Origin of the sequence: Planotetraspora silvatica, assembly GCF_016863315.1 — a bacterium.
Taxonomy (GTDB): domain Bacteria; phylum Actinomycetota; class Actinomycetes; order Streptosporangiales; family Streptosporangiaceae; genus Planotetraspora; species Planotetraspora silvatica.
In genome coordinates, this window is record NZ_BOOQ01000060.1 from 39,115 (window position 1) to 62,079 (window position 22,965).

The following is a 22,965-nucleotide window of genomic DNA, read 5'->3' on the forward strand; positions in this document are numbered from 1 at the left end:
GTTCAGCGGGGCGGATAGTCGCCGAGGCCGTCGCGGAGCCGGTCGAAGACCCGGCGGACGTCGTCGTGGTGGGCCCGCTCGACCGTCTCGTCGTCGCCGCCCGCGGCCACCCGCTCGCGCAGCCGGCGGTACAGCGCACGCTGCGCGCCGATCAGGGTGGAGGCGACGATCGACGGGATGGGATCGTCGGGATCCGCTTCGGCCTCGGCCGCCACCGCCTCGGCGAGAGTGCTCACGAGATGAGCGTTGACCTCGTACATCTTCCGCTGCAACGACGGATTGGCGTTCACCAGGTCGAAGAACCCGCGGGGGTGCGCCTGGTCCCGCCGGATGCCCGCCACGAGCCGGGTCTGCGACAGGCACAGCTGCCGGAAGGAGTCGAGGATCGAGACGCCGGGCGCCCGCTCCCTGACGGCGGCCAGTGACATGGCCTCGCGTTCATCCGCCCGATAGAAGACCAGGTCCTCTTTCGTGGGGAAGTGGTTGAACACCGTCTTCTTCGACACCTGGGCGACCGCGGCGATCTCGTCCACCGTCACGTCGTCGAAGCCCCGGGCGCGAAAGAGCGAGGCGGCGGTGTCGGCGATGAGCTGACGCGTCTGGCTCTTCTTCATCTCACGCAGCCCGCCCGGTCGCATGGGCACAGCGTAGCGGTTCATACCTTGCTCCCGATTTGACTACACTAAGGGCATTATTACACTTGGAGTACTTAAATCAGGAGATCTCATGACGCAACCGGCGGTCGCCACGACCCGCCTGACCAAGCGCTACGGCGATTTCGAAGCGGTGCGGGGCATCGATCTGACCGTCGAGAGCGGCGAGACGTTCGGTTTCCTCGGCCCGAACGGCGCCGGGAAGTCCACGACCATCAGCATGTTGTGCACCCTCGTGACCCCGACGGGAGGAACCGCGAGCGTCGCCGGGCACGACATCGTGCGCGAGCGCGACGAGGTGCGCCGCAACATCGGGCTGGTATTCCAGGACACCACCCTGGACGGCTATCTCACCGCCGAGCAGAACCTCCGGCTGCACGCCGGCCTGTACGGCGTGCCGAAGAGCGAACTCGACGCCCGGCTGCGGCAGGTCCTCGACATGGTCGGCCTGTGGGACCGGCGCGCCAGCAAGGTGAACACGTTCTCCGGTGGGATGAAACGGCGGCTGGAGATCGGCCGCGGCCTGCTCCACTCGCCCCGCGTGTTGTTCCTCGACGAGCCGACCGTCGGCCTCGACCCCCAGACGCGCAGCTCCATCTGGGCCTACATCCGCGAACTCAAGCAGGCCGAGGAGATCACGATCTTCCTGACGACCCACTACATGGACGAGGCCGAGAACTGCGACCGGATCGCGATCATGGATCACGGTCAGATCATCGCCCTCGACACCCCCGAGGCGCTGAAGGCGGGCGTGGGCAAGGACCGCGTCCGGATCGAAACCGAGGACGACGACAAGGCGATCGCCGTACTGGCCGAGCAGTTCGGGCTGGAGGCGACCGCGTCCGAGGGCGCCGTCACCTTCTTCGTGGAGCAGGGCGAGAAGTTCGTCCCCACGCTCTTCGGGGAGTTCCCCCTGTCGATCCGGGCCGTCAACGTCGCCCGCCCGAGCCTCGACGACGTGTTCATGTCCTACACAGGCAAGACCATGCGTGACGCGGAGGCGACCGCCGGCCAGCGTGGCCGGGACACCATGGCGAAGTTCCGAGGAGTGCGCCGATGACCGCCGTCCAGACCGCGCCGGTGTCGCGGATCCGGGTTCCCCGCCGCAGCTTCGCCGGTGAGCTGCGCGCCATCAAGATCGTCTGGCAGCGGGAGCTCATCCGGTTCTTCAGCGACCGGCTGCGGATCCTCACCTCGCTGGTGCAGCCGTTCCTGTTCCTGTTCGTGCTGGGCACCGGCCTGTCGCAGCTGACGTCCGGCGGTACGGGCGGCCTCAGCCTGCGTACGTTCCTCTACCCGGGCATCCTCGCCATGGCCGTGCTGTTCACCGCGATGGCCTCCGCCGCCTCGATCGTCTGGGACCGCGAGTTCGGCTTCCTGCGCGAGATGCTGGTCGCGCCGGTCCGCCGCAGCTCGATCGTCATCGGCAAGTGCGCGGGCGGCGCCACCGTCGCCGCCTTCCAGGGCGTCATCGTCATCTGCATCGCCGGCCTCGTCGGCGTGCCGTACGCGCCGGGGCTCGTGCTCGGCGTGTTCGGCATCCAGCTGCTGCTGGCGTTCACCATCACGGCCTTCGGGGTCATGATGTCCGCCCGGATCAAGCAGATGCAGTCGTTCATGGCGCTCACGCAGATGCTGATCCTGCCGCTGTACTTCCTGTCCGGCGCCGTCTTCCCGGCGTCGAACCTGCCCGGGTGGCTGACCGTTCTCAACCGCATCGACCCGCTCGCCTACGCGGTGGACCCCATCAGGCGCATCGTGTTCTCGCACCTGACGATGGATCCCGCCGTACGGCAGCGGCTCGACGCGGGCATGACCTGGGGGAGCTGGCGGGTGCCCACCCTGCTCGAGGTCGGCGTCGTGGCGGCCATCGGGGCCGTCCTGCTGGCGATCGCGATCGCGGAGTTCAGCAAGACGGACTGAGCGGCCAGGCCGACGCCGGGCACGCGGAGGCGGAGGTCGACGACGACGCCCCGGCGGGCCTACGTCGACGAGACGGACGAGACAAGGGATCGACATGTGCGGAATCACGGGCTGGGTGTCGTTCGAGCGTGACCTGGGGGAGGCGCTGCCCACCCTCGAGGCGATGACCCTGACCATGGCCCGCCGAGGGCCGGACGACCACGGGACCTGGGTGGCCGGGCACGCGGCCCTCGGCCACCGCCGTCTCGCGATCATCGACCTGCCCGGGGGACGGCAGCCGATGAGCGTGCGCACCCCCGAGGGCGACGTCGCGCTCGTCTACTCCGGCGAGACGTACAACTTCGCCGAGTTGCGGCGCGAGCTCCTGCGGCGCGGGCACACGCTGCGCACGACATCCGACACCGAGGTGGTGCTGCACGGCTACCTGGAGTGGGGCGAGGCGGTGGCGGAGCACCTGAACGGCATGTTCGCCTTCGCGATCTGGGACGGCCGGCGGGACACGCTGGTGATGGTCCGCGACCGCATGGGGGTCAAGCCGCTCTTCTACCACCCGACGTCCGACGGGGTGCTGTTCGGTTCCGAACCCAAGGCCATCCTCGCCAACCCGCTCGCCGAGACGGCCGTCGGGCTCGACGGGCTGAGGGAGCTGTTCGCCTTCGTCAGGACGCCCGGTCTGGCGATCTGGAAGGGCATGCGCGAGGTCGAGCCGGGGACCGTCGTCAGCGTCGGCCGGGACGGGATCCGCGTCGACAGGTACTGGTCCCTGCGGACGGCGCCCCACACCGACGACCGGGAGACGACGGTCGCCCGGGTCCGCGACCTGCTCGAGGACATCGTCGGCCGGCAGCTCGTCGCCGACGTCCCGCGCTGCACGCTCCTGTCCGGCGGGCTGGACTCCTCGGCCCTGACGGCGATCGCCGCCCGGCGGTTGTCGGGCACGGGGGAGACGCTGCGCAGCTTCGCGGTCGACTTCGCCGGGCAGGAGGAGAACTTCGTCGCCACGGAGCACCGCGCCACACGCGACGCCCCTTACGTGCACGACGTCGCCAAACTGTCCGGCACCGACCACGAGGACGTCGTGCTCGGCTCCGCCGCTCTCGCCGATCCCGGGACGCGGGCCGCCGTCATCCGCGCCCGGGACACCCCCGTCGGGCTGGGGGACCTGGACGCCTCACTCCATCTGCTGTTCTCGGCCGTCCGCCGCCACTCGACCGTCGCGCTGTCGGGGGAGTCCGCCGACGAGGTGTTCGGCGGATACCGGCAGTTCTTCGATCCCAAGGTCAGACAGGCCGACACCTTCCCCTGGCTGGCGTCCTTCGCGGGCGGCTCACGGCCGCGCACCTTCCTCGACCCCGGCCTGAGCCGCGCGCTCGACCTCGGCCGCTACATCGGGGACGCGTACGGCACGGCCGTCGCCGGGGTCGAGCGGCTGGACGGCGAGAGCGACCTCGAGCACCGGATGCGCCGGATCTCCTACCTCTACCTGACCCGGTTCGTCCGCGTCCTGCTGGACCGCAAGGACCGCGCCAGCATGGCCGTGGGCCTCGAGGTGCGGGTGCCGTTCTGCGACCACCGGCTCGTGGAGTACGTCTACAACGTCCCCTGGGCGCTCAAGTCGTACGACGGGCGCGAGAAGAGCCTCCTGCGCGGCGCGACCGCCGACCTGCTGCCGCAGTCGGTGGTGGACAGGACGAAGAGCCCCTATCCCTCCACGCAGGATCCGGCGTACACGGCCACGATGCGCGGCAACGCGCGCGACCTCCTCGCCGACCCGGCCGACCCGGTCTTCGGGATCATCGACCGCGACGGCCTGCGCCGCGCCGTCGACGCGACGGACCCGCGGGTCGCGCCCCTCGCCCGCCGCCTGTTCGAGCGCGCCCTCGACGTGTCCCTCTGGCTCCGGATGTACAAGCCGGTCATCACGACGTCATAGGGCGCGTACGGGACGACGAGGCCCCCGCACTCGACGGAGTGCGGGGGCCCGATCGTTCGCGGAGGTTACGCGAGGCGGTAGCCGACGACGAAGGTGTCGGTCGGGAACGCCGTCTCGCGGAGGGGGATGGTGGTGCGCGGGGCCTCGATGATGGTGATCGAGGAGCCGCTGACCTTCGAGACGATCACCGTGTGCGCGGGTCGTCCGCTCGAGTCGGGACGGCTGAGGATCAGGTCGCCCGGCTGCAGGTCGGAGACCCGGTGGATGGTGTAGGCGAAGATGGACGGCCGGTGGTTGTACAGGTCGTAGGTCGTCACGGGACCGATGTCGACGCTGGTTCCCTGGTAGAAGGCCCAGCGCATGAGCCCGGAGCAGTCGAAGCCGATCCGCAGCGACGCGGCGCAGTGGCCCGGCGTGTCGTATCCGTTGATCCCGTCACAGAAGCCGCGGGTCGGGCCCGGGTGGGCGCCGTGGCCGCCGCCCCACGCGTACAACGGGTGGTTGGTGATCTCGGCGCGGGCGGCCGCGATCGCCGCGTTGACCTTCTCCTGATGGGTGGAGGACGGCGGAGCCGGCGAACCGGGGTCCCAGCCGGACGGGTCGCCGCCGGCGGGCGGAGGCGTGTTGTCGCAACGCGGCAGGCCGGCGACGAAGCCGTCCGTCCCCGTCTTGACGTAGTAGTCGACGACCCAGAGGCCGTCGGTGGTCTTGTCCCAGATGGCCGAGCCGCCGTAGGTGAACTCACCGTACGCCTGGCAGGTGATCGTCACCGTGCTGCCCGACGGGTACTTGTCCGGGTAGGCGTGGTTGCTGAGGCTCTTGGCCGTCCGGCCGTCCAGAGTGGCCGTCACCACGTAGGAGTGGCCGCCCGTGGAACCGCCGCCGCCCGACGTGCAGCGGGGGAGCTTGCTGGAGAAGCCGGTGGAGCCCGTGCTCACGTAGAAGTCGGGGATCCACAGGCCCTCGTAGGTGAGGTCCCAGATCGTGCTGCCGTAGGCGGACGGGCCGCTGTCCTGGCAGGTGATCTCGACGTACTGGCCGTCGAAGTAGCGGTTGGGGTAGGCGTGGTTGTCGACGTCCTTGACCGTGCGGCCGTCCAGGGTCGCGGTGACCGGGAACGAGTGCGGGCCGGTGCCGGGCGGGTCGGTCTCGTCGCCGCTGCAGCGCGGAAGCTGCGGGGTGGGGCCGCTGTAGCCGGTCTTGACGTAGAAGTCGGGGACCCACAGGTTGTCGTCGGTGTAGTCCCACAGGTTGCTGCCGTACGCGTCGGGCCCCGTGGTCTGGCAGGTGATCCAGACGACGCTGCCGCTCGGGTACTTGTCCACGTACGCGTGGTTGTTGACGTCACGCTCGGTGCGTCCGTCGAGGGTGGCCGAGACGGTGTACGGCCGGCCGGAACCGCTGCCCGGAGCGCCGCCGTTGACGCAGCGGGGCACCTCGTCGGTGAAGCCGGAGTGCCCGGTCTTCACGTAGAAGTCGGTGACCCAGAGGTTGTCGGACGTGCGGTCCCAGACGGTGCTGCCGTAGGCGTCCGGCCCGCTGTCCTGGCAGACGACCGTGATGGTGCTGCCGTTGGGGTACTTGTTCGGGTACGCGTGGTTGTTCAGGTCCTTGGCCGTGCGCCCGTCCAGGGTCGCGGTGACCGTGTAGGAGTGCGACCCGACGGCGGCCTCGGCCGCGCCGGGCGCCACGAACAGCGCGACGAACATCGCCGCCGCGCCGACCAGCGGCGCGCATAACTTGCGCAGCCGCGAAGGTCCAGGCTTCAAAGGGGGTCCTTTCACAAGAGCGGCGTCAGCCGCGGAGAACGTCGCCCGGTTGGGAGCGGGCGTGCTCGTGGGAGGCGCCGGCGGCCGTCATGGGGAACCGCCCGGGCACCGGAGTGCCTCGTCAGCAGCGCTCGCTCGTCTTGGCGCTCGCCCCGTCGGGGATCCAGCCGATGGCCTGCGTGCACACCGACAGGGTGTTGGTGCCGAGCGACCAGACCTCGGTCGTGTGGGTCCTGCACTGGGTGCCGTTCAGGGTGCTGTTTCCGGGCGTGCCGACGGCGACGCACGCGTCCCACGTGCTGTGCGTGCTCCGGTAGCCCTCCCACACGTAGAGGTAGGCCCAGTTCTTCCCGCACCCCTTGAACTGCTTCACCGACGCGAAGGTCGTGCCGCCCGAGGTGATGTACGCGGTCGAACCGATCTGCGTGGTCCCGCTGCATCCCGGAGCCGATTCCGCGTGGGCGGTCCCCGAGATTCCGGCGACCGCCGGAGCGCACAGCAGCGCGATGATCGCGCCCTTCGCGAAACGTCCTGCCTTCAAAGGTGCCGCCTTTCTGGCGATGGACTCCCCGGCCGCTTGTCGGCCGGTCAAGGGTCGGAGTCATCATGGGCGGCGATCTTCGTTGTCAGGTACCGCGTCTTACAGGTTCTGACATGCTCTGACACCCGTCATTGCGCGACGTTGACGACGAAGTAGACCGGGCGCGAGCCGGGGAGGAACGGCCGGTCCTCCCCGTCGACCATCTTCCAGCCGACCCAGCAGGAGCCGGGAGTGTCGGGGGCCATGACCGTCACGCTGATGCGCACGTGCGTGCCCGGCTTCGTGTCCGGGATCGGAACCTTGCTCGGCGTGGAGCACGTCCCGTTGTCGGCGGGCAGCGCGACGCGCTCAAGGAAGCGGCCGTGCCACGGGACGGTCCCGATATTGGCGATCTCCCAGGTCTTCGTGAACTGCTGTCCGGGCTCCACGACGGTGCCGTCGGGAATCGTGACGTCGGCAACGAACAGGCTCTGGTCGCCCTTTATCCGGGGAACCGTCAACTCCGGTGTCGCGGTCGCCGGTGTCGCCGGTGCCGTCGTCGGTTGCGGACTCGATTTGGCGCGAATCGGTGTCCTCTGGCCGTGCCACGGCTGCAGATAGGCCACGGTGCCGGCGGCGGCCACCGCCGTGCATCCCGCCAGGATCAGCGCCGCGCGCCGGTGCCGCCTTCGCGTGGGGACCGGATCGGCCGCTGTCGTCGCGGTCGCGGTCGCGGTCTCGGCCGGCGGTGCGCCGGATCCCGGTTCGCCGACGGGGACTGCGGGGGTGCCCGCCACGAGGCCCGGGGCGGCTTCTCGGGTGCCGGCCTGCGGCACGTCCGAGCCCCCGTGGCCGTGCGGTCCCGCGGCGCCCCCGTGGCCGTGCGGTCCCGCGGCGCCCCCATGGCCGTGCGGTCCTGCGGCGCCTCTGTGGCCGTGCGGCCCGTCCGCCGGAACCTCCGGATCGCCTCCGTGGCCGTGCGGCTCGTCAGAAAGGTCGTCGCTCTCGCCCGGGGGGTCCGGCGTGCTCTCCGGCTTGTGCGAGGGCGTCTCCGGCCCGTCGGCCGCCGTCCGCGGCTCGGACGCGGCCGTTTCGGGTGTGCGTGGCTCGGGCGTGGCCGTCTCAGGCTCGCCCAGTGCCTCGCGCCACCGCGTCCGCCAGTCGTCGACGTCTCCTCCGCACGCCTCGACGAACGCCTCCGTGGTCAGCCAGCTGGGGAAACGCGTCCCCTTTGCCGCCTCGTGCAGCGTCGCGTGGCTGACGGTGTGCGACTTGGCGGCCATCACCCGGAATGACGGATTCCCCGCCTCCGCACGCAGCCCCCGCAGCTCCTTGGCGAAGCGTTCCTGACGTTCCCGCTTGCCTGACACCGCATCATGCACAGCGGCCTCCGTCCTGGCTGTCCGATCACAAGTGTTCCGCGACCGCCGAGAATCTAGCCCCTGCCTTTTAAGCGATCAAACCGGCTTGAAAGGGCCGTGTCAGAGGTCGTGTCGATCATGCCGGACGCGTCCGCCGGGCCGTACACCGGGGCCGATTCCGCCAGCGGCGTAAGGCTCATCCGATCGAGCGGCCGTCCGTGTCCGGCGCTTCTGTGAGCCGATCGCCACCCACCGATGCCGGCACGGCCGGGCGGTCTTCCTGACTTGTCTGTCAGGCCGCCGGGTGTTCACCGGAGGCGCCATGAAGCGACTCGGCGGCGGCACGGGATGATGCGGCGGCGGGGCCCCTATCGTTGACGCATGACCGAACAGCGACGGCTCCACGCCTCCATGCCCGAGAAACCGACTCTCGACGGCCTGGAGTCGGTATGGGTAGCCCGCTGGGAGGCCGAGGGGACCTACCGGTTCGACCGGTCGAAGCCGCGCGGACAGGTCTACTCGATCGACACCCCGCCGCCCACCGTTTCCGGCTCGCTGCACGTGGGCCATGTGTTCTCCTTCACCCATACCGACCTCATGGCCCGCTACCAGCGGATGAACGGCAAGTCGGTCTTCTATCCGATCGGGTGGGACGACAACGGCCTGCCCACCGAGCGCCGCGTCCAGAACGTCTACGGCGTGCGGTGCGACCCGTCACTTCTCTACGACCCGGACTTCGTGCCGCCGGAGAAGCCCGGCAAGCGCGACGTGTCGATCTCGCGGCGCAACTTCGTGGAGCTCTGCCACAAGCTGACCGCCATCGACGAGCAGGCGTTCGAGGCGGTGTGGCGGCGGGTCGGCCTGTCGGTCGACTGGTCGCTGCTCTACACGACGATCAGCGACGAGGCGCGCGCCGTCTCGCAGCGGGCCTTCCTGCGGAACCTGGGCCGGGGCGAGGCCTACCTGGCCGAAGCTCCCACGTTGTGGGACGTGACGTTCCGTACGGCCGTCGCCCAGGCCGAGCTGGAGGACAGGGAATGGCCGGGCGCCTTCCACCGTGTTTCCTTCCGCGGAGACCGGGGGCCCGTCTGGATCGAGACGACGCGACCCGAGCTGATCCCCGCCTGTGTGGCGCTGGTCGCGCATCCCGACGACGAGCGCTACCGGCCGCTGTTCGGCACGAGCGTGCGCACCCCGTTGTTCGACGTGGAGGTGCCGGTCCTCGCCCATCGCCTGGCCGAGCGGGACAAGGGCTCGGGCATCGCGATGATCTGCACGTTCGGTGACGTCACCGACGTCACCTGGTGGCGGGAGCTCGGGCTGCCGACCCGTCCGGTCATCGGCTGGGACGGCAGGCTGCTCGCGGACCCGTCCGCGGGCGTGGCGGCCGAGCCGTACAAGGAACTGGCGGGAAAGACCGTGCACAGCGCGCGCGAGCGGATCGTGGAGCTGCTGCGCGAGTCCGGCGACCTCGACGGCGAGCCGCGGCCGGTGTCCCGCCCGGTCAAGTTCTACGAGCGCGGAGACAAGCCGCTGGAGATCGTGACCACCCGGCAGTGGTACATCCGCAACGGCGGGCGTGACGCGGGCCTGCGGGAACGGATGCTGGACCGGGGGCGCGAGCTCTCCTGGCATCCGCGGCACATGCGCGTGCGCTACGAGAACTGGGTCGAAGGGCTCGCGGGAGACTGGCTGATCTCCCGGCAGCGGTTCTTCGGTGTGCCCTTCCCGGTGTGGTACCGGCTCGACGACGCCGGAGAGCCGGTGTACGACGAGCCGATCACACCCCCGGAGGACGCGTTGCCGGTGGATCCCACCTCCGACGTGCCGCCCGGGTACACGGAGGACCGGCGAGGAGTGCCCGGCGGGTTCATGGCCGACCCCGACGTGATGGACACCTGGGCCACCTCGTCGCTGACACCGCAGATCGCGGGCCGCTGGGAGACCGACGGGGATCTGTTCGGACGGGTCTTCCCCCCCGACCTGCGCCCGCAGTCGCACGAGATCATCCGGACGTGGCTCTTCGCGACGGTGGTCAGATCGGACCTGGAGTTCGGCGGCCTGCCCTGGAGCGACGTCGCGATCTCCGGGTGGATCCTCGACCCCGATCGCAAGAAGATGTCGAAATCCAAGGGCAACGTCGTCACCCCGATGGACCTGCTGGAGCAGCACGGTTCGGACGCGGTGCGCTACTGGGCGGCCAACGGCCGTTACGGCGTGGACACCGCCTTCGACGCCGGGCAGCTCAAGATCGGCAGGCGGCTGGCGATCAAGATCCTGAACGCGTCGAGGTTCGTGCTCGGGCTGGGCGACGGCGACGGGGAGATCACGGAGCCGGTCGACCTTTCCATGCTGGCGCAACTGGCGGATGTCGTGCGCGAGGCGACGGACGCCTTCGAGGCCTACGACCACACCCGGGCGATCGAGGTGGTCGAGCGCTTCTTCTGGATGTTCTGCGACGACTATCTGGAACTGGTGAAGGGACGGGCCTACGGCGGAGCCGACGCCCCGGCGGCGTCCGCCCGCGCGGCCCTGCGGCAGGCGCTCGACACGTTGTTGCGGTTGTTCGCCCCGTTCATGCCGTTCGTCACCGAGGAAGTCTGGTCATGGTGGCGTGAGGGCTCCGTCCACCGCGCCCCGTGGCCGGCGCCGGAGCGCGGCGCGGGCGACCCCGCCGTGTTGTCGGCGGCGGGGGAGGTGCTCAGGCACGTGCGCAAGGCGAAGTCCGAGGCGAAGGTGTCGATGCGCGCCGAGGTCTCCGGTGTGACCGTCAGTGGGCGTGGGGCCGACCTCGTCCGCCTGGGCGAGCAGGATGTGCGCGCCGCCGGCAACATCGGGGATCTCGTCCTCGCCGAGAATGGCGGAGACCTCGCGGTAGAGGTCGTCCTGGCCTGAGCCGCAGGAGGGCGCCGGTCCGGCGGCTTCCCGCTCCGATCGAACGACTGAGGGGCCCGGCTCATGCCGGGCCCCTCAGTTCGATGCGATGTACGGCCGGGGCCGTACCTATGTCCTGTACGGCCGGGCCGTACGGAACCTGGTCAGTGCGCCATCACCGGGACCGTCGTCGAGTCCTGCTGGCCGTCCTCGCTCGAGGAGGACACCACGGTGCCGCCCTGGCGCCCGGTGTTGATGAAGGTGGCCGCGATGATCGCCGACACCAGCAGGATGCCCACCGCCCACCAGATCGCGGTGGCGTAACCGTGCACCGCGGCCTCGTTGGCGAAGCGGACCTTGCCGAGGATGACCGCCTGGGCACGGTGGGAGGCGACCCAGCTGGTCACCGCGCTCGCGGCGATGGTGTTGAGCAGAGCGGTGCCGATGGCGCCGCCGACCTGCTGCGAGGTGTTGACCATCGCGGAGGCGACGCCCGAGTCGCGCGGCTGGACGCCGTACGTCGCGAGGCTCATCGCCGGCATGAACGCCGTGCCCATGCCGAGGCCGAGCAGGATCTGCGCGGGCAGCACCAGGCCGGCGTAGGAGCTGTCGGTCTGCATCTGGGTCAGGATCAGCATGCCGATCGCGGCGGTCAGGAAGCCCGGCGCCATCAGCAGGCGCGGCGGCACGCGGGTCATGAGGCGTGCGCCGATCTGCGTCGACCCGGTGATCATTCCGGCGATCATCGGCAGGAAGGCGAAGCCCGTCTGGACGGGGGAGTACCCCTTGACGACCTGCAGGTAGTAGGTCAGGAAGAGGAACAGGCCGAACATCGCGATGATGGCCAGGCCGAGCGACAGGTAGACGCCGCCGCGGTTGCGGTCGGTCACCACACGCAGCGGCAGGAGCGGAGACCGCACCTTGCCCTCGACCAGCGCGAACGCGGCGAGCAGCACGACGGCCCCGACGAACAGCCCGATGGTCACGCCCGCGGTCCAGCCGTCGGTCTCGGCGCGGGTGAAGCCGTAGACCAGGGAGACGAGACCGAGGGTCGCCAGGATGACACCGGGGATGTCCAGGCCGTTGCTGTTGCGGCTGCCCGCCGGCTCGCGGATGACGAGGAACGCGCCGGTGGCGGCGACGGCCGCGAACGGGATGTTGACGAAGAACGTCCAGCGCCAGTCGAGGTACTCGGTGAGGAAGCCGCCGAGGATCAGACCGAGGGCGCCGCCGCCACCGGCGATGGCACCGTAGATCCCGAACGCCTTGGCGCGCTCCTTCACCTCGGTGAACGTGACCGCGAGCAGCGAGAGCGCGGCGGGCGCGAGCAACGCGCCGAACGCACCCTGCAGCGCGCGGGCGCCGAGCAGCATCGCTTCGTTGGCCGCGGCGCCCCCGATGGCCGAGGCGGTGGCGAAACCGATGAGACCGATGGTGAAGGCGCGCTTGCGCCCCCAGAGGTCGGAGATGCGGCCGCCGAAGAGCAGCAGCCCGCCGAATGCCAGGGCGTAGGCCGTGATGACCCACTGGCGGTTGGTGTCGGAGATGCCGAGATCGACCTGGGCGGAGGGCAACGCGATGTTCACGATGGTTCCGTCGAGAACGACCATCAGCTGGGCTATGGCGATGAACGCAAGGGCTTTCCAGCGCCGCGGGTCCGGCTGGACCTGGGCCGTTTCAGGCATGGAGATACTCACTAACGATGTAAGAAAGGCGAAATTGCAGGTGAACAGCAGATGAGGGATGAAGAGCCAGAGGGTGGTCGGCGTGGTCAGTTCTGGCCGCGAAGGTCCTCGAACGTCGCGGCGGCGCCGGGCAGGGGAGAGCGCGCTGGAGCGCGGAGCCCGTCGAGGAAAAGCTCGAGGTGACGATCGATGAACCGGCCGAGGTTCAGGCAGCCGGTGCCGGGCAGCGGGCGGGTGAGCTGCGGCAGTGCGATCAGGATGTCTCCGGGGCCGACGTCGGGGCGTAACACCCCTGCGTCGCGTGCCCGGTCCATGATGCTCTGCACCGCCTGCTCGAGACGATCACGTTTGTCGGTGAACTCCGCCGGCATCGGCGGGCAGCCATCGGACAGGATCGGGCACAGAGCCCCGATCCGCTCGTCGGCCGCGCCGTGGACGAAGCGCCGCAGCGCCTCGAACGCGTCGGGCTCCTCGGTGAGCGCCGACTCCGCCAGCTTCACGATTCGGTTCATGACCTCCAGGGTCACCTGACGGATCAGTTCCGTGCGATCGGCGAAGTGCCGGTAGATGGTGGCGTTCCCCACCCCGGCCCGCCGCGCGATCTCATCGAGGGTCACGTCCGCGCCGAACTCCACGAACGCCTCACGTGCGGCTGCCACGATCCGCTCCCGATTGCGCGACGCGTCCGCCCGCAGTCGGGGAGCACCGCTCCGCTCGACGGTCGTGCTCGCGGCACCCACGGCGACCCTCCGTTGCCTCTTGTATGGACTTTCGTCATCTGTCGTACATAAGTGGGGAAGTTCTCCCCGTTTCTGTGACGTACGTGCAAACAGGGAGACCGTCCCCGGTTATTTCGTGACCCCGCTATGAGCTGTGTCACACAACCGACGGGCGGGTCATGTACCAGGAATGGTCCGCCTACCGGCCCGGCAAGACCGCTGACGACGACCCGTTCGTGGAGAAGTGATCAGCCTGGCTGCCAGGGGCGGGGAGCCCTTCACCGGCGGTCGCGGGCCCGTTCGGTCCCCGGCCGGGTGGGCTACTCGAACGGGTCCCACACCGTGGCGTAGCGCAGGAGCGAACGCGCGAGGTCCTCATGCCGGGCGATCCACATGTCGTCGAACAGGAACCACTGCTGGTGGCCGAAGAAGCCGCTCAGGTGGATCGACAACTGCGCCAGGTGCTCGTCGCTGCGCATGAGCGTGCGGCCCGGATCCCGGCCGGAGAACACGCCGGGGCCCACCAGTTGCGCGAGCGCGAAGCGGTGCGCCTCGTCGTGCTCGCCGTACAGCTCGGCCGGCCCGCCGTCGAACGAGGGCCACAGGTTGCGCCGCTCGAGCGCGGGGCCGAGGTCGTCGTCTTCCGGGGCGACCAGGGCCCGGAGTTCCAGCAGCTCGACCGGCCACCTCTTCAGGTCGTCGGTCGTGGTGCGAAGGTGCGCCGCCAGGCCGGGCAGGCGCACGTCGGGGAAGGTGAAGGGCGGCTCCTGGCAGATGCTGTCGCCGTCGTAGAAGGTCAGCAGGACGGCATGCGTGGCGCCGGCTCCCGGCACTTCGGCGGCGTCGGAGGGCAGCGGCCAATCGTGCAGCAGGTACGCCACCTCACCGGTGCGGGTGTCGTCGAAGAAGAAGTACGGCAACATGACCTCGTCGTCGTCGGTGAGCACCCGCACGCTGTGTGCGTCGACACGCAGCTCGCCCTCGAAGTAGAGATGCTCCTGGAGGAGGTCGCGCAGCTCCTGCCAGGACTCCGGCGCGGCGAGGCCGTGTTCGCGGGCCCGATCGAAGATCGTGTGCAGGCCGTACACGTCACCGCCTAACTCCGCTCCGAGCCAGGTACCGACGTCCTGAGTCTGGCCGGTCACCACCTCGGCCCACCCCCGGCGGAACCAGCTGAGCACGGTGGCGTCGGGCAGCCGGCGGACCCTCTTGCTGAGCGGGCCTTCGTAGTGGGCGCGGTAGACGAAGAAGATCATGCGCTGAACCTGCCAGACGCCCCCGACAAAACCCGGCCGGCGGAGATCAGTGCGGAAAACGCCCAGGGAGACGGCCGCCCCTAGTCAGGCGGGCGGAATCGTCGATCCGGGGACCGGCCGTTCGTATGGACAGTGAGAGGCAGACCGCACCGATGTCCGGGAGGATCACACCTGACGGAAGTGGGGTCGTTCAAGGGGGACAAGGAGGACTGACATCCGCCATGGCGCATCCGTCCACCTCGGAGATCGACGGTGTGTTCCGCCGGGAGTACGGCCGGGCGGTGGCCGTGCTGGTCCGTGTCTTCGGTGACATCGACGTCGCCGAGGAGGCCGTCCAGGACGCCTTCACGACGGCGGTGCAACGCTGGCCCTCCGACGGTCCGCCTCCGAGTCCGGCGGGCTGGATCATCACCACCGCCCGGAACCGGGCGATCGACCGCCTGCGGCGTGAGGCGTCCCGTGAGGACCGGCACGCCCAGGCCGCCCTGTTGCACGCCGGGAACGAACCGGCCGAGGAGGGGCCCGTGCACGATGACCGGCTGCGCCTGATCTTCACCTGCTGTCACCCCGCGCTCGCCCCCGCCGTCCAGGTGGCGCTGACGCTGCGGCTCCTGGGCGGTCTGACCACCGCCGAGATCGCCGGGGCCTTCCTGGTGCCCGAGCCGACCATGGCCCAGCGGCTGGTCCGGGCCAAGGGCAAGATCCGTGACGCGCGCATCCCGTATCGGGTACCGAGGGAGGCCGACCTCCCCGGGAGGCTCCAGGCCGTGCTCGCCGTGGTCTACCTGATCTTCAACGAGGGCTACACGGCCAGTTCCGGCGATCACCTGGTCCGTGAGGACCTCTGCGCCGAGGCCGTGCGGCTGGGCCGGCTCCTGGCCGAGCTCATGCCCGACGAGCCGGAGGTCATGGGGCTCCTCGCGCTGATGTTGCTCGTCGAGTCCCGGCGGGATGCCCGAACCAACCCGGCCGGCGACCTCGTCCTGCTGGCCGACCAGGACCGCGGCCGGTGGGACGGTGACCTCGTCGCCGAAGGACAGGGACTCGTCCGCCGGTGCCTCCGCCGGGACAGGCCCGGGCCGTACCAGATCCAGGCGGCGATCAACGCCGTCCACAGTGACGCGGGCACCGCGTCCGCCACCGACTGGCGGCAGATCCTCGAGCTGTACGACCTGCTCATGACGCTCGCCCCGACTCCGGTCGTGGCTCTCAACCGCGCGGTCGCCGTGGCCGAGGTGGACGGCCCGGAGCCGGCGCTCACGCTCGTGGACGATCTCGAGCTGGACGCGTATCACCTGTTCCACGCCGTCCGCGCCGACCTGCTCCGGCGTCTGGGCCGGGACGGGGAGGCGGCGCGGGCCTATGATGCGGCGATCGCCCGAGCGCACAACGCCGCGGAGCGCGCCTTCCTGTGCCGCCGCCGCGACGCGATCACCCGGATGTGAGGAAGAGCCGGTCGAGGTGGTAGTCGACCGTCGCGACCACCTCCTCCGGAGGGAGGTGGCCGATCAGGGCGGGGTTCACCAGCCCCTGGGCCATGGTGTACAGGATGACCGCCTCGATCCGCGGGTCGAGGTCCGCGTGCACCTCGCCGAGTGCCTGCGCGGCGCGGATCTGCTCGGCGTAGAAGCCGATGACGTACGGCAGGGCGGCGCGCAGGAGACCCGCCAGATCATCGGCGACGACTGATCGGGCCAGATAGGCGAGGCCGATGCGGGACTCCGAACGGCGCTCGTCGTCGAGCGGGAGGAGCTCCAGGATCGCGGCCCGCAGGAACGCCCGCGGCGACGGGGCGTCCATGGCGGCGGCCACCCGTTCACCGATCCGGGCGTTCAACTGGGTCAGAGCGAACATGAGCATCTGGTCCTTGGTGTCGAAATAGTGCTGGACCATCCCCATCGACACGTCGGCCTCGGCCGCGACCTCCCGCAGGCTCACCGCGTCCAGTCCGTCCCTGGATGCGATGCGGAGCAGGGCGTCGGCGATGTGCCGCCGCCGCGCCTCGTGATCGACGATCTTGGGCATCTCCGGTCTTTCCAATGCAGTCGTATTGATTCACCGGTTGGCGCACTTTACGATGCGAGTGCATTGTAATCGCCCTGAGAGGACGAACCATGCTCATCGTTGACCTGTGCACCAGAGATCAGTCCACATGCGGGTGCTGATCATCGGGCTCGGCACCCGTGGCGACGTCGCACCCTACACCGGCCTGGGAGCCCGCCTCCGCGACGCGGGCCATGAGGTCGCGATCGCCGCACACCAGCCCTACGGCCACCTGGTGGCCGCCTCCGGCCTGGAGTTCCGCGCCATTCCCGGAGATCCGATTCCGCTCCTTCCCGTGGCGGCCGGCGGGGCGAAGGCCGCGCCGCCGGCCAAAGCCAGGATGTTCGCCGACTACGGCAGGCAATCGGCCGACGGGATCGTCCAGGCCGCGGAGCGGGGCGCCGACGTGCTGCTCCTGAATGCGCCGGCGTCCGCCGGTTACCACGTGGCCGAGGCCATGAGACTCCCCAGCATCGGGGTCCATCTTCAGCCGATAGAGCCGACGGGAGACTTTCCGCCGGTCATGGGCGCCTTCTCCCGCTCGCTGGGCCGGTGGGGCAACCGGGCCGCCGCCCGATTGCTGTTCACCGTCCCGTCTCCCGCGCACGCGGGCTCCGCCAAGGACCTGCGGGCTCGGCTCGGCCTTCCCGCGACGACCTCCAGGGAGGTCTACCGGCGCCGCGAGACCACCCGATGGCCGGTCTTCCACGGATACAGCGCCAGCGTGCTCCCTCGTCCGGCGGACTGGCGGGAGGGACTGGAAGTGGCCGGCTACTGGTGGCCCGAGCGCACGCCCGGCTGGCGGCCCCCGGCGAAACTGCTCGATTTCCTGGAGTCGGGCCCGCCCCCGGTGTTCGTCGGGTTCGGCAGCATGGCCTCCGGGAACCTCGACCGGCACACCGAAATCGCGCTGGCAGCGCTGCGGCGGGCGCGGCTGCGGGGCGTTTTGCAGACCGGGCCCGCGAGCATGGCGGCGGAGGGCGACGACGTGCTGGGCGTCGAGGACGTGCCGCACGACTGGCTGTTCCCGCGGATGGCCGCCGTGGTGCACCATGCCGGAAGCGGGACCACGGCGGCCGGAATCCGCGCGGGCGTTCCCGCCGTGGGCCTGCCCGCCGTAGCCGACCAGCATCTGTGGGCCTCGCGGCTGGCCACGCTGGGCGTGGGTCCTGGTGCGATTCCGTTCCGGAGCCTGTCGGCCGGCCGGCTGGCCGCCGCCCTCGGCGCCGCCGTGTCCGACCGGACCTATCGGCGCAGGGCCGCCGAGCTCGCCGGTCGTGTCGACGCGGAGGACGGCGCCCTGGCGGTCGTCGAGGCCGTGGGCAGGTTGGCCGGCTGACGTGGACCGAGTCATCCGGGCGGCCGGGCGTAATGTGGGGAAATGGCCCCGGTCGTCCGGATAGTGCTCAACGGGGGGTGCCATGGCCACCTATGAATTCCTGTGCCCGGCCTGCGGGCCGTTCGACGTGGTCCTGCCCATGGGGACCGCGTCGGCGCATCGGGAGTGCCCGTGGTGTGGCGTGGGTGCCCGCCGGGTCTACTCCGCCCCCCGCCTGTCCCGGCCGGCTCCGGCGATGGCCGGCGCGCTGGCGCGGGAGGAGCGGAGCCGGGACGAGCCCGAGATCGTCTCCAGCGTGCCGCGGCACCGGCGGCGCCGCTGACAGCCGGATGAACCGGCACCCGGACCCGCGGAGAAGACCGGCCGATGACCGGTACGGAGACGGGTGCGGAAATCGCGCGCGCGGAGGCCAAGCCGTCAACGGAGGAGGCCGCCATGCCCGAGGTCGTGTTCCAGGTGGATCAGACCCGCTCCATGCGGGATCAGGTCGTCCCCGGCCACAACAGGTGGCATCCGGACATCCCCGCGGTCGTGACCGTACGGCCGGGCGACGAGTTCCGGGTGGAGTGCAGGGACTGGACCGACGCCCAGATCGGGAACAACGACTCCGCCGACGACGTCCGGGACATCGATCTGACCCTCCCGCACATGCTCAGCGGGCCGGTCGCGATCGAGGGGGCGCGACCCGGTGACCTGCTGGTCGTCGACATCCTCGACCTCGGTCCGGTCCCGCAGCAGGCGGGCGAGATCGCGGGACAGGGATGGGGCTACACGGGGATCTTCCCCAAGGTCAACGGAGGAGGCTTCCTCACCGATCATTTCCCCGACGCCTACAAGGCGATCTGGGACTTCCACGGACAGCAGGCGACCTCCCGCCACCTCCCGGGCGTCCGGTTCACGGGGATCACTCATCCCGGCCTGTTCGGCACGGCGCCCTCGCCCGACCTGCTCGCGACCTGGAACCGCCGGGAACAGGCGCTGATCGACACCGATCCCGGCCGCGTCCCGGCGCTGGGCCTGCCGCCTGAGCCACGCAACGCCGTCACCGGTACGGCCACCGGCGCCGTGGCGGCCCGCATCGCGGCGGAGGGCGCCCGTACGGTCCCACCCCGGGAGAACGGCGGGAACCAGGACATCAAGAACTTCACCCGGGGCGCGCGGGTCTTCTGCCCCGTTTTCGTCGAGGGCGCCAAGCTGTCGGCCGGCGACCTTCACTTCAGCCAGGGCGACGGCGAGATCACCTTCTGCGGCGCGATCGAGATGGGCGGGTTCATCGACTTCCACGTCGATCTCATCAAGGGCGGCATGGAGAAGTACGGCGTGACGACCAACCCGATCTTCCTGCCGGGCAACGTCGAGCCGCGCTATTCGGAGTTCCTGTCGTTCATCGGGATCTCCGTGGACCATGAGCGGGACACCAACCACTATCTCGACGCGACTCTGGCCTACCGCCGGGCCTGCCTCAACGCGATCGAGTACCTGAAGAAGTGGGGCTACACGGGCGAGCAGGCGTACCTGCTTCTCGGGTCGGCGCCGATCGAGGGCCGGATCAGCGGGATCGTCGACATCCCGAACGCCTGCTGCTCCCTCTACATACCGACTGCGATCTTCGATTTCGACGTGCGTCCCACGGCGGCGGGTCCCACCAGGGCGGACCGCGGCCGCTGCGCGGTCACCTCCTGAGCCCGCCCATCGGGGAATCGCCGGTGGTGACGCGGTTGACCGCGTCGAAGGAGCGGACGTAGACCCGGCGGCCGATCGGCTCGCCGGTGCTCAGCAGGTCGAGCATGCGGGTGTCGGAGTCCTCGGTCCTGGCGAGGAACCGCCGGCCGTCCGCCTCGAGACGTCCGACGACGATGCCGACGCGGTCGCCCTCACGCCGATGCCTGACGGTGTAGGTCTCGATCGTGCCCCACCCGTCGGCCTGGACGGCCTGCTCCACCCCGGGCCAGGCGTCGATCTCGGCCTGCAGCGCCGCACTGCGGTCGGGCCGCCACTCGCCGGGCGTGGTGGAGTAGACGCCGGCGGAGTACTTGCTCAGCATCCCGCCGTTGGCGCCGACCAGTCCGTACGACCCCGGAGCCGAGCGCAACCGCTGGACGGTCTCGGCGATGGCGTGCATCGAGTAGTCGTTCCCCGCGCCGCCGAAGAACGGCAGGCCGCCGGTGACGGTCAGGCCTCGCGGGTCGTCGGCGGACAGGCCCAGTCCGTCGCAGACGTTGAAGACCGCGATGGGGAAGCAGCTGTAGAGGTCGATGGTGAGCAGGTCGGCGACGCCGATGCCCGCCACCTCCAGCGCGTGCCGGGCCGCCATGATCGACGCGGGGCCGGTGCCGAGGTCGGCACGATCCAGCAGATCACGGTCGCGCAGGTCGGCGTGGCCGGGCAGGAAGACCCATCGGTGCTCGGGGACACCGAGCCGTCGAGCCGCGGTCACCGACATGAGCAGGACGGCGGCCCCCTGGTTGACCTTCTCCCTGGCCACCACATAACGCGTGTACGGCTCGGCGATCATCCGGTTCCGCTCGGTCGGGGTGACGAGCTCAGCGGCCGTGCGCTCGGTCGGGGCGGCGGCGTGCGGGTTCGCGGCGGCGATCTTGGTGAACGGCGCGAACAGCGCGCCCATCCCGGCCGCGTACTCCTGCCGGCTCTGCTTCAGCCGCGCGCGGCGCGCGTTGTCGAACAGGGCGTACTGGCTGGGGGCGCCCGTCAGCCCGTGGGCCGCCTGGAACCGGGAGACCATCCCCTCGAGTCCGTAGCCGCGGTCCTCCAGGTCGCCCTCGACGGTCTCGGAGAAGTCGGGCCGGTCGGGCGCACCGGCGAAGTGCCGGACCGTGGAGATCGCCTCGGCGCCGAAGATCAGCGCGACGTCGCAGGAGCCGGCGGCGATCGTCGCGGCGAGCTCGTTGACCAGGTGTTGCGGTCCCTGGCCGCCCGACACCTCGAGGATCGCCCGAGCGGGGGCGGCGCCCACCCTGCGGGCGACCGAGCGCGGGAAGTTCGTGGACCTCCCGAGCGGCGCCGTCGCACCCGGCGCGGAGGTCTCGAACTGCCGGACGCCCGCCACGGTGTCGACCGCCGCGGCCACCGCCGACTGATCCGCGAGCGTGTCCCCGAGCGCCTCACGCGCCGCGGCGGCCGCGAGGTCGACCGCGGAGAGTCGCCGGTAGCCGGGCCCGCCCAGACGCTCCGACCACTGACCGACACCGACGACGACCGGGGTGCGGGGGTCGAGGTCCAGCACGGCCATATGAGCTCCAAGGGGGATGCGACGACGTAAGAGCGGCCTCAACTTATAGACGGAATTCGTCCCTGAACAAGCATGTTGGGTTGCTATTTCCGACATGTGGGCGCATGAGGGTGCCCGGCGACGTCGAGGCCGCGGTGGCCGCGCTCGGCGAGTCGGGAGATCCGGAGGGGGCGTCTGAGACGTTTTCAATTCTCACGGAATCGTGAACGGATTCCGTGAGAATCGAAAATCACCATTGTGGGGGCGTCGGCCCAAGCGTAGCCGAGGTATGCCGGCCCGGCCGGCGACGCCGATAACAGAACGTGACGATGCGGGTTGTGAATTGTCCATTAGCGTCAGCAAACTCGCGACATGTGGTACGTCAAAACGCCCTTAATTAATTCGAGGGCAATGTGCTCGTATTCCGAGCGTATTCGCGTCCCATGGGGAGGAGGCTCGTCGGCAGCGCGAAGGCACGTACGTCGATGGAATATCCCTCGAGGCGGCATGGGACGCGCCAACCCGACTGGACGTGCGCGGACATACCTGCCAACCATGGATTTCTACCCGTATCGCCGCGCACGAAGGCGATTCGGGGGAGGAGGCGCTATGCACGGAAAACGCGTCACGGTGCCGCTCGGTACGGCACTGCTCGGGGCGGCCTTACTATTCGGGTCCGGCCAGGTCTCAAATGCCTCGACCGGTCAGGTCCAGGCGAACGCGACAATGCTCAGCGCATCAGAGTACGCAATGGCGACGGGGACTCTCCGAAAGGAACCGCCGCCCGGACCCCGTGAGCGCGAGCGCATGCGCGACCGCCACATGCGTGAGCACATGCGCGACCGCCACATGCGTGAGCACATGCGGGAACGTCACATGCGTGAGCACATGCGCGACCGTCACGACCGTGAAATGCGTGACCGCATGCGCGACCGCCACATGCGTGACCGGTACCACCGCGACATGCGCGACCGCTACGACCGCGACATGCGCGACCGCCGCATGCGTGACCGCCACATGCGTCACGACATGGGCATTCCTCAGCGCCAGAGTCAGTCCCAGGCTCAGGCCCAGTCCCAGCAGCAGGGGGCGGGCGTGGGCCAGAACCAGAGTCAGTCCCAGAGTCAGAGTCAGAGCCAGGGGCAGGAGGACTAGAGCCCTTCGATCCGACGGACAGCAGGTCCTGTGAAACCTCGTGGGGCCATGGCCGATCCGAGCCGAGCAGGCCCCCGGAGGTGCGGTCGATGCCTCCGTCCTCACCCGAGGGCGGAGGCATCACCGTTGCCCCGCCGGGAGTTCACTTCTCCAGGCATCCAGGCAAGGTGCCGCTCACCTCGCCGAACTCCTCCAGGAGGCTCTAGAGCCCGTCCTCGGCGAGCACGAGCGCCGGTGGCACGGGCGTCCCCATGAACGTCGATCACTCCGACGACGGGGCCGTGGCGGAGCTGCTCGCCCAGGTGAAGCGCGATCATGGCCGGCTCGACATCCTGGTCAACAACGCGGCCAAGGTGGTGGGCACGACGCCGCCCGGCGGGTTCTGGGACTCTGGGACAAACCGCCCGAGACGGCCGATCTGATCACCGTCGGCCGCGGCGTCGACACCGAGCGTGCGCGTGCGCACATCGCCTCGCTGCCGCCCGAGCCCAGACCGCTTCGGTACA

The 22,965-nt window shown here is 70.0% G+C and carries 19 protein-coding genes; 10 read left to right on the forward strand and 9 right to left on the reverse strand.

Going from position 1 to position 22,965, the window contains the following annotated elements:
- Positions 1-2 precede the first annotated feature (2 nt).
- Complete coding sequence (locus Psi02_RS37125) at positions 3-659, reverse strand: TetR/AcrR family transcriptional regulator (RefSeq protein ID WP_203980594.1); 657 nt, start codon at positions 657-659, stop codon at positions 3-5.
- Between the two features lie 67 nt (positions 660-726).
- On the opposite strand from Psi02_RS37125, the gene Psi02_RS37130 reads away from it, so the two are divergent.
- The 3 genes from Psi02_RS37130 (at position 727) to asnB (ending at position 4,509) form a co-directional block, all read left to right on the forward strand.
- A complete protein-coding gene (locus Psi02_RS37130; RefSeq protein WP_203980599.1) occupies positions 727-1,713 on the forward strand; it encodes an ATP-binding cassette domain-containing protein in 987 nt (328 codons plus the stop codon).
- Entirely contained in the window at positions 1,710-2,576 is an 867-nt protein-coding gene (locus Psi02_RS37135) for an ABC transporter permease (protein WP_203980600.1), read from the forward strand. The genes Psi02_RS37130 and Psi02_RS37135 overlap by 4 nt, the downstream gene beginning before the upstream one ends.
- A 94-nt stretch (positions 2,577-2,670) precedes the next feature.
- Positions 2,671-4,509: an asparagine synthase (glutamine-hydrolyzing) gene (gene asnB / locus Psi02_RS37140; RefSeq protein WP_203980601.1), complete on the forward strand. Its 1,839-nt coding sequence runs from the start codon at positions 2,671-2,673 to the stop codon at positions 4,507-4,509.
- Positions 4,510-4,574: 65 nt separating this feature from the next.
- Here asnB and Psi02_RS37145 read toward each other — a convergent pair whose 3' ends face one another.
- The 3 genes from Psi02_RS37145 to Psi02_RS37155 form a co-directional block, all read right to left on the reverse strand.
- Positions 4,575-6,278 carry an NlpC/P60 family protein gene (locus Psi02_RS37145; RefSeq protein ID WP_203980602.1) on the reverse strand — a complete coding sequence of 568 codons (1,704 nt, stop codon included), beginning with the start codon at positions 6,276-6,278 and terminating at the stop codon, positions 4,575-4,577.
- A gap of 121 nt (positions 6,279-6,399) precedes the next feature.
- Positions 6,400-6,819 carry a hypothetical protein gene (locus Psi02_RS37150; RefSeq protein WP_203980604.1) on the reverse strand — a complete coding sequence of 140 codons (420 nt, stop codon included), beginning with the start codon at positions 6,817-6,819 and terminating at the stop codon, positions 6,400-6,402.
- A gap of 128 nt (positions 6,820-6,947) precedes the next feature.
- The gene (locus Psi02_RS37155; protein ID WP_203980606.1) at positions 6,948-8,180 is read right to left on the reverse strand and encodes an NBR1-Ig-like domain-containing protein; all 1,233 of its coding nucleotides are present in this window, start codon (positions 8,178-8,180) and stop codon (positions 6,948-6,950) included.
- A 360-nt stretch (positions 8,181-8,540) separates the two neighbouring features.
- On the opposite strand from Psi02_RS37155, the gene valS reads away from it, so the two are divergent.
- Positions 8,541-11,054: a valine--tRNA ligase gene (valS, locus tag Psi02_RS37160; RefSeq protein ID WP_203980608.1), complete on the forward strand. Its 2,514-nt coding sequence runs from the start codon at positions 8,541-8,543 to the stop codon at positions 11,052-11,054.
- A 143-nt stretch (positions 11,055-11,197) separates the two neighbouring features.
- Here the strand turns inward: valS and Psi02_RS37165 are convergent, their stop codons facing one another.
- The 3 genes from Psi02_RS37165 to Psi02_RS37175 form a co-directional block, all read right to left on the reverse strand.
- Positions 11,198-12,718, reverse strand: coding sequence for an MFS transporter (locus tag Psi02_RS37165; RefSeq protein WP_203980610.1), 1,521 nt, complete (start codon positions 12,716-12,718; stop codon positions 11,198-11,200).
- Between the two features lie 86 nt (positions 12,719-12,804).
- Positions 12,805-13,458, reverse strand: coding sequence for a TetR/AcrR family transcriptional regulator (locus tag Psi02_RS37170; RefSeq protein ID WP_203980612.1), 654 nt, complete (start codon positions 13,456-13,458; stop codon positions 12,805-12,807).
- A gap of 299 nt (positions 13,459-13,757) precedes the next feature.
- Positions 13,758-14,693: a hypothetical protein gene (locus Psi02_RS37175; protein WP_203980614.1), complete on the reverse strand. Its 936-nt coding sequence runs from the start codon at positions 14,691-14,693 to the stop codon at positions 13,758-13,760.
- Positions 14,694-14,914: 221 nt separating this feature from the next.
- On the opposite strand from Psi02_RS37175, the gene Psi02_RS37180 reads away from it, so the two are divergent.
- On the forward strand, positions 14,915-16,138 hold the full coding sequence (locus tag Psi02_RS37180; RefSeq protein ID WP_203980616.1) for an RNA polymerase sigma factor: 1,224 nt from the start codon (positions 14,915-14,917) through the stop codon (positions 16,136-16,138).
- Here Psi02_RS37180 and Psi02_RS37185 read toward each other — a convergent pair.
- Positions 16,125-16,718 (reverse strand): TetR/AcrR family transcriptional regulator, encoded by a 594-nt coding sequence (locus Psi02_RS37185; RefSeq protein WP_203980618.1) that lies wholly within the window; start codon positions 16,716-16,718, stop codon positions 16,125-16,127. The two genes, Psi02_RS37180 and Psi02_RS37185, sit on opposite strands and share 14 nt — an antisense overlap.
- Positions 16,719-16,824: 106 nt before the next feature.
- On the opposite strand from Psi02_RS37185, the gene Psi02_RS37190 reads away from it, so the two are divergent.
- The 3 genes from Psi02_RS37190 to fmdA all read left to right on the forward strand — a co-directional run bounded on the left by Psi02_RS37190 (position 16,825) and on the right by fmdA (position 19,758).
- The gene (locus Psi02_RS37190; protein WP_203980620.1) at positions 16,825-18,075 is read left to right on the forward strand and encodes a glycosyltransferase; all 1,251 of its coding nucleotides are present in this window, start codon (positions 16,825-16,827) and stop codon (positions 18,073-18,075) included.
- Between the two features lie 82 nt (positions 18,076-18,157).
- Positions 18,158-18,397: an FmdB family zinc ribbon protein gene (locus Psi02_RS37195; protein ID WP_203980622.1), complete on the forward strand. Its 240-nt coding sequence runs from the start codon at positions 18,158-18,160 to the stop codon at positions 18,395-18,397.
- Positions 18,398-18,510: 113 nt separating this feature from the next.
- Positions 18,511-19,758 (forward strand): formamidase, encoded by a 1,248-nt coding sequence (fmdA, locus tag Psi02_RS37200; protein WP_203980638.1) that lies wholly within the window; start codon positions 18,511-18,513, stop codon positions 19,756-19,758.
- Here the strand turns inward: fmdA and Psi02_RS37205 are convergent.
- Positions 19,748-21,325: an acetyl-CoA acetyltransferase gene (locus tag Psi02_RS37205; RefSeq protein ID WP_203980624.1), complete on the reverse strand. Its 1,578-nt coding sequence runs from the start codon at positions 21,323-21,325 to the stop codon at positions 19,748-19,750. The genes fmdA and Psi02_RS37205 overlap by 11 nt on opposite strands.
- A gap of 588 nt (positions 21,326-21,913) precedes the next feature.
- On the opposite strand from Psi02_RS37205, the gene Psi02_RS37210 reads away from it, so the two are divergent.
- Both Psi02_RS37210 and Psi02_RS37215 read left to right on the forward strand, forming a co-directional pair.
- Positions 21,914-22,459, forward strand: a complete 546-nt coding sequence (locus Psi02_RS37210; protein WP_203980626.1) for a hypothetical protein — start codon at positions 21,914-21,916, stop codon at positions 22,457-22,459.
- Between the two features lie 251 nt (positions 22,460-22,710).
- Positions 22,711-22,881, forward strand: a complete 171-nt coding sequence (locus Psi02_RS37215; protein WP_203980628.1) for a hypothetical protein — start codon at positions 22,711-22,713, stop codon at positions 22,879-22,881.
- Positions 22,882-22,965 lie beyond the last annotated feature (84 nt).

What these genes read in the sequence shown, in the direction of transcription:
- Psi02_RS37125 (WP_203980594.1), bottom strand. Translation starts at nt 659, where the DNA reads ATGAACCGCTACGCTGTGCCCATGCGACCGGGCGGGCTGCGTGAGATG.
- Psi02_RS37130 (WP_203980599.1), top strand. Translation starts at nt 727, where the DNA reads ATGACGCAACCGGCGGTCGCCACGACCCGCCTGACCAAGCGCTACGGC.
- Psi02_RS37135 (WP_203980600.1), top strand. Translation starts at nt 1,710, where the DNA reads ATGACCGCCGTCCAGACCGCGCCGGTGTCGCGGATCCGGGTTCCCCGC.
- asnB (WP_203980601.1), top strand. Translation starts at nt 2,671, where the DNA reads ATGTGCGGAATCACGGGCTGGGTGTCGTTCGAGCGTGACCTGGGGGAG.
- valS (WP_203980608.1), top strand. Translation starts at nt 8,541, where the DNA reads ATGACCGAACAGCGACGGCTCCACGCCTCCATGCCCGAGAAACCGACT.
- Psi02_RS37165 (WP_203980610.1), bottom strand. Translation starts at nt 12,718, where the DNA reads ATGCCTGAAACGGCCCAGGTCCAGCCGGACCCGCGGCGCTGGAAAGCC.
- Psi02_RS37175 (WP_203980614.1), bottom strand. Translation starts at nt 14,693, where the DNA reads ATGATCTTCTTCGTCTACCGCGCCCACTACGAAGGCCCGCTCAGCAAG.
- Psi02_RS37180 (WP_203980616.1), top strand. Translation starts at nt 14,915, where the DNA reads ATGGCGCATCCGTCCACCTCGGAGATCGACGGTGTGTTCCGCCGGGAG.
- Psi02_RS37185 (WP_203980618.1), bottom strand. Translation starts at nt 16,718, where the DNA reads ATGCCCAAGATCGTCGATCACGAGGCGCGGCGGCGGCACATCGCCGAC.
- Psi02_RS37195 (WP_203980622.1), top strand. Translation starts at nt 18,158, where the DNA reads ATGGCCACCTATGAATTCCTGTGCCCGGCCTGCGGGCCGTTCGACGTG.
- fmdA (WP_203980638.1), top strand. Translation starts at nt 18,511, where the DNA reads ATGCCCGAGGTCGTGTTCCAGGTGGATCAGACCCGCTCCATGCGGGAT.
- Psi02_RS37205 (WP_203980624.1), bottom strand. Translation starts at nt 21,325, where the DNA reads ATGGCCGTGCTGGACCTCGACCCCCGCACCCCGGTCGTCGTCGGTGTC.
- Psi02_RS37210 (WP_203980626.1), top strand. Translation starts at nt 21,914, where the DNA reads ATGCACGGAAAACGCGTCACGGTGCCGCTCGGTACGGCACTGCTCGGG.
- Psi02_RS37215 (WP_203980628.1), top strand. Translation starts at nt 22,711, where the DNA reads ATGAACGTCGATCACTCCGACGACGGGGCCGTGGCGGAGCTGCTCGCC.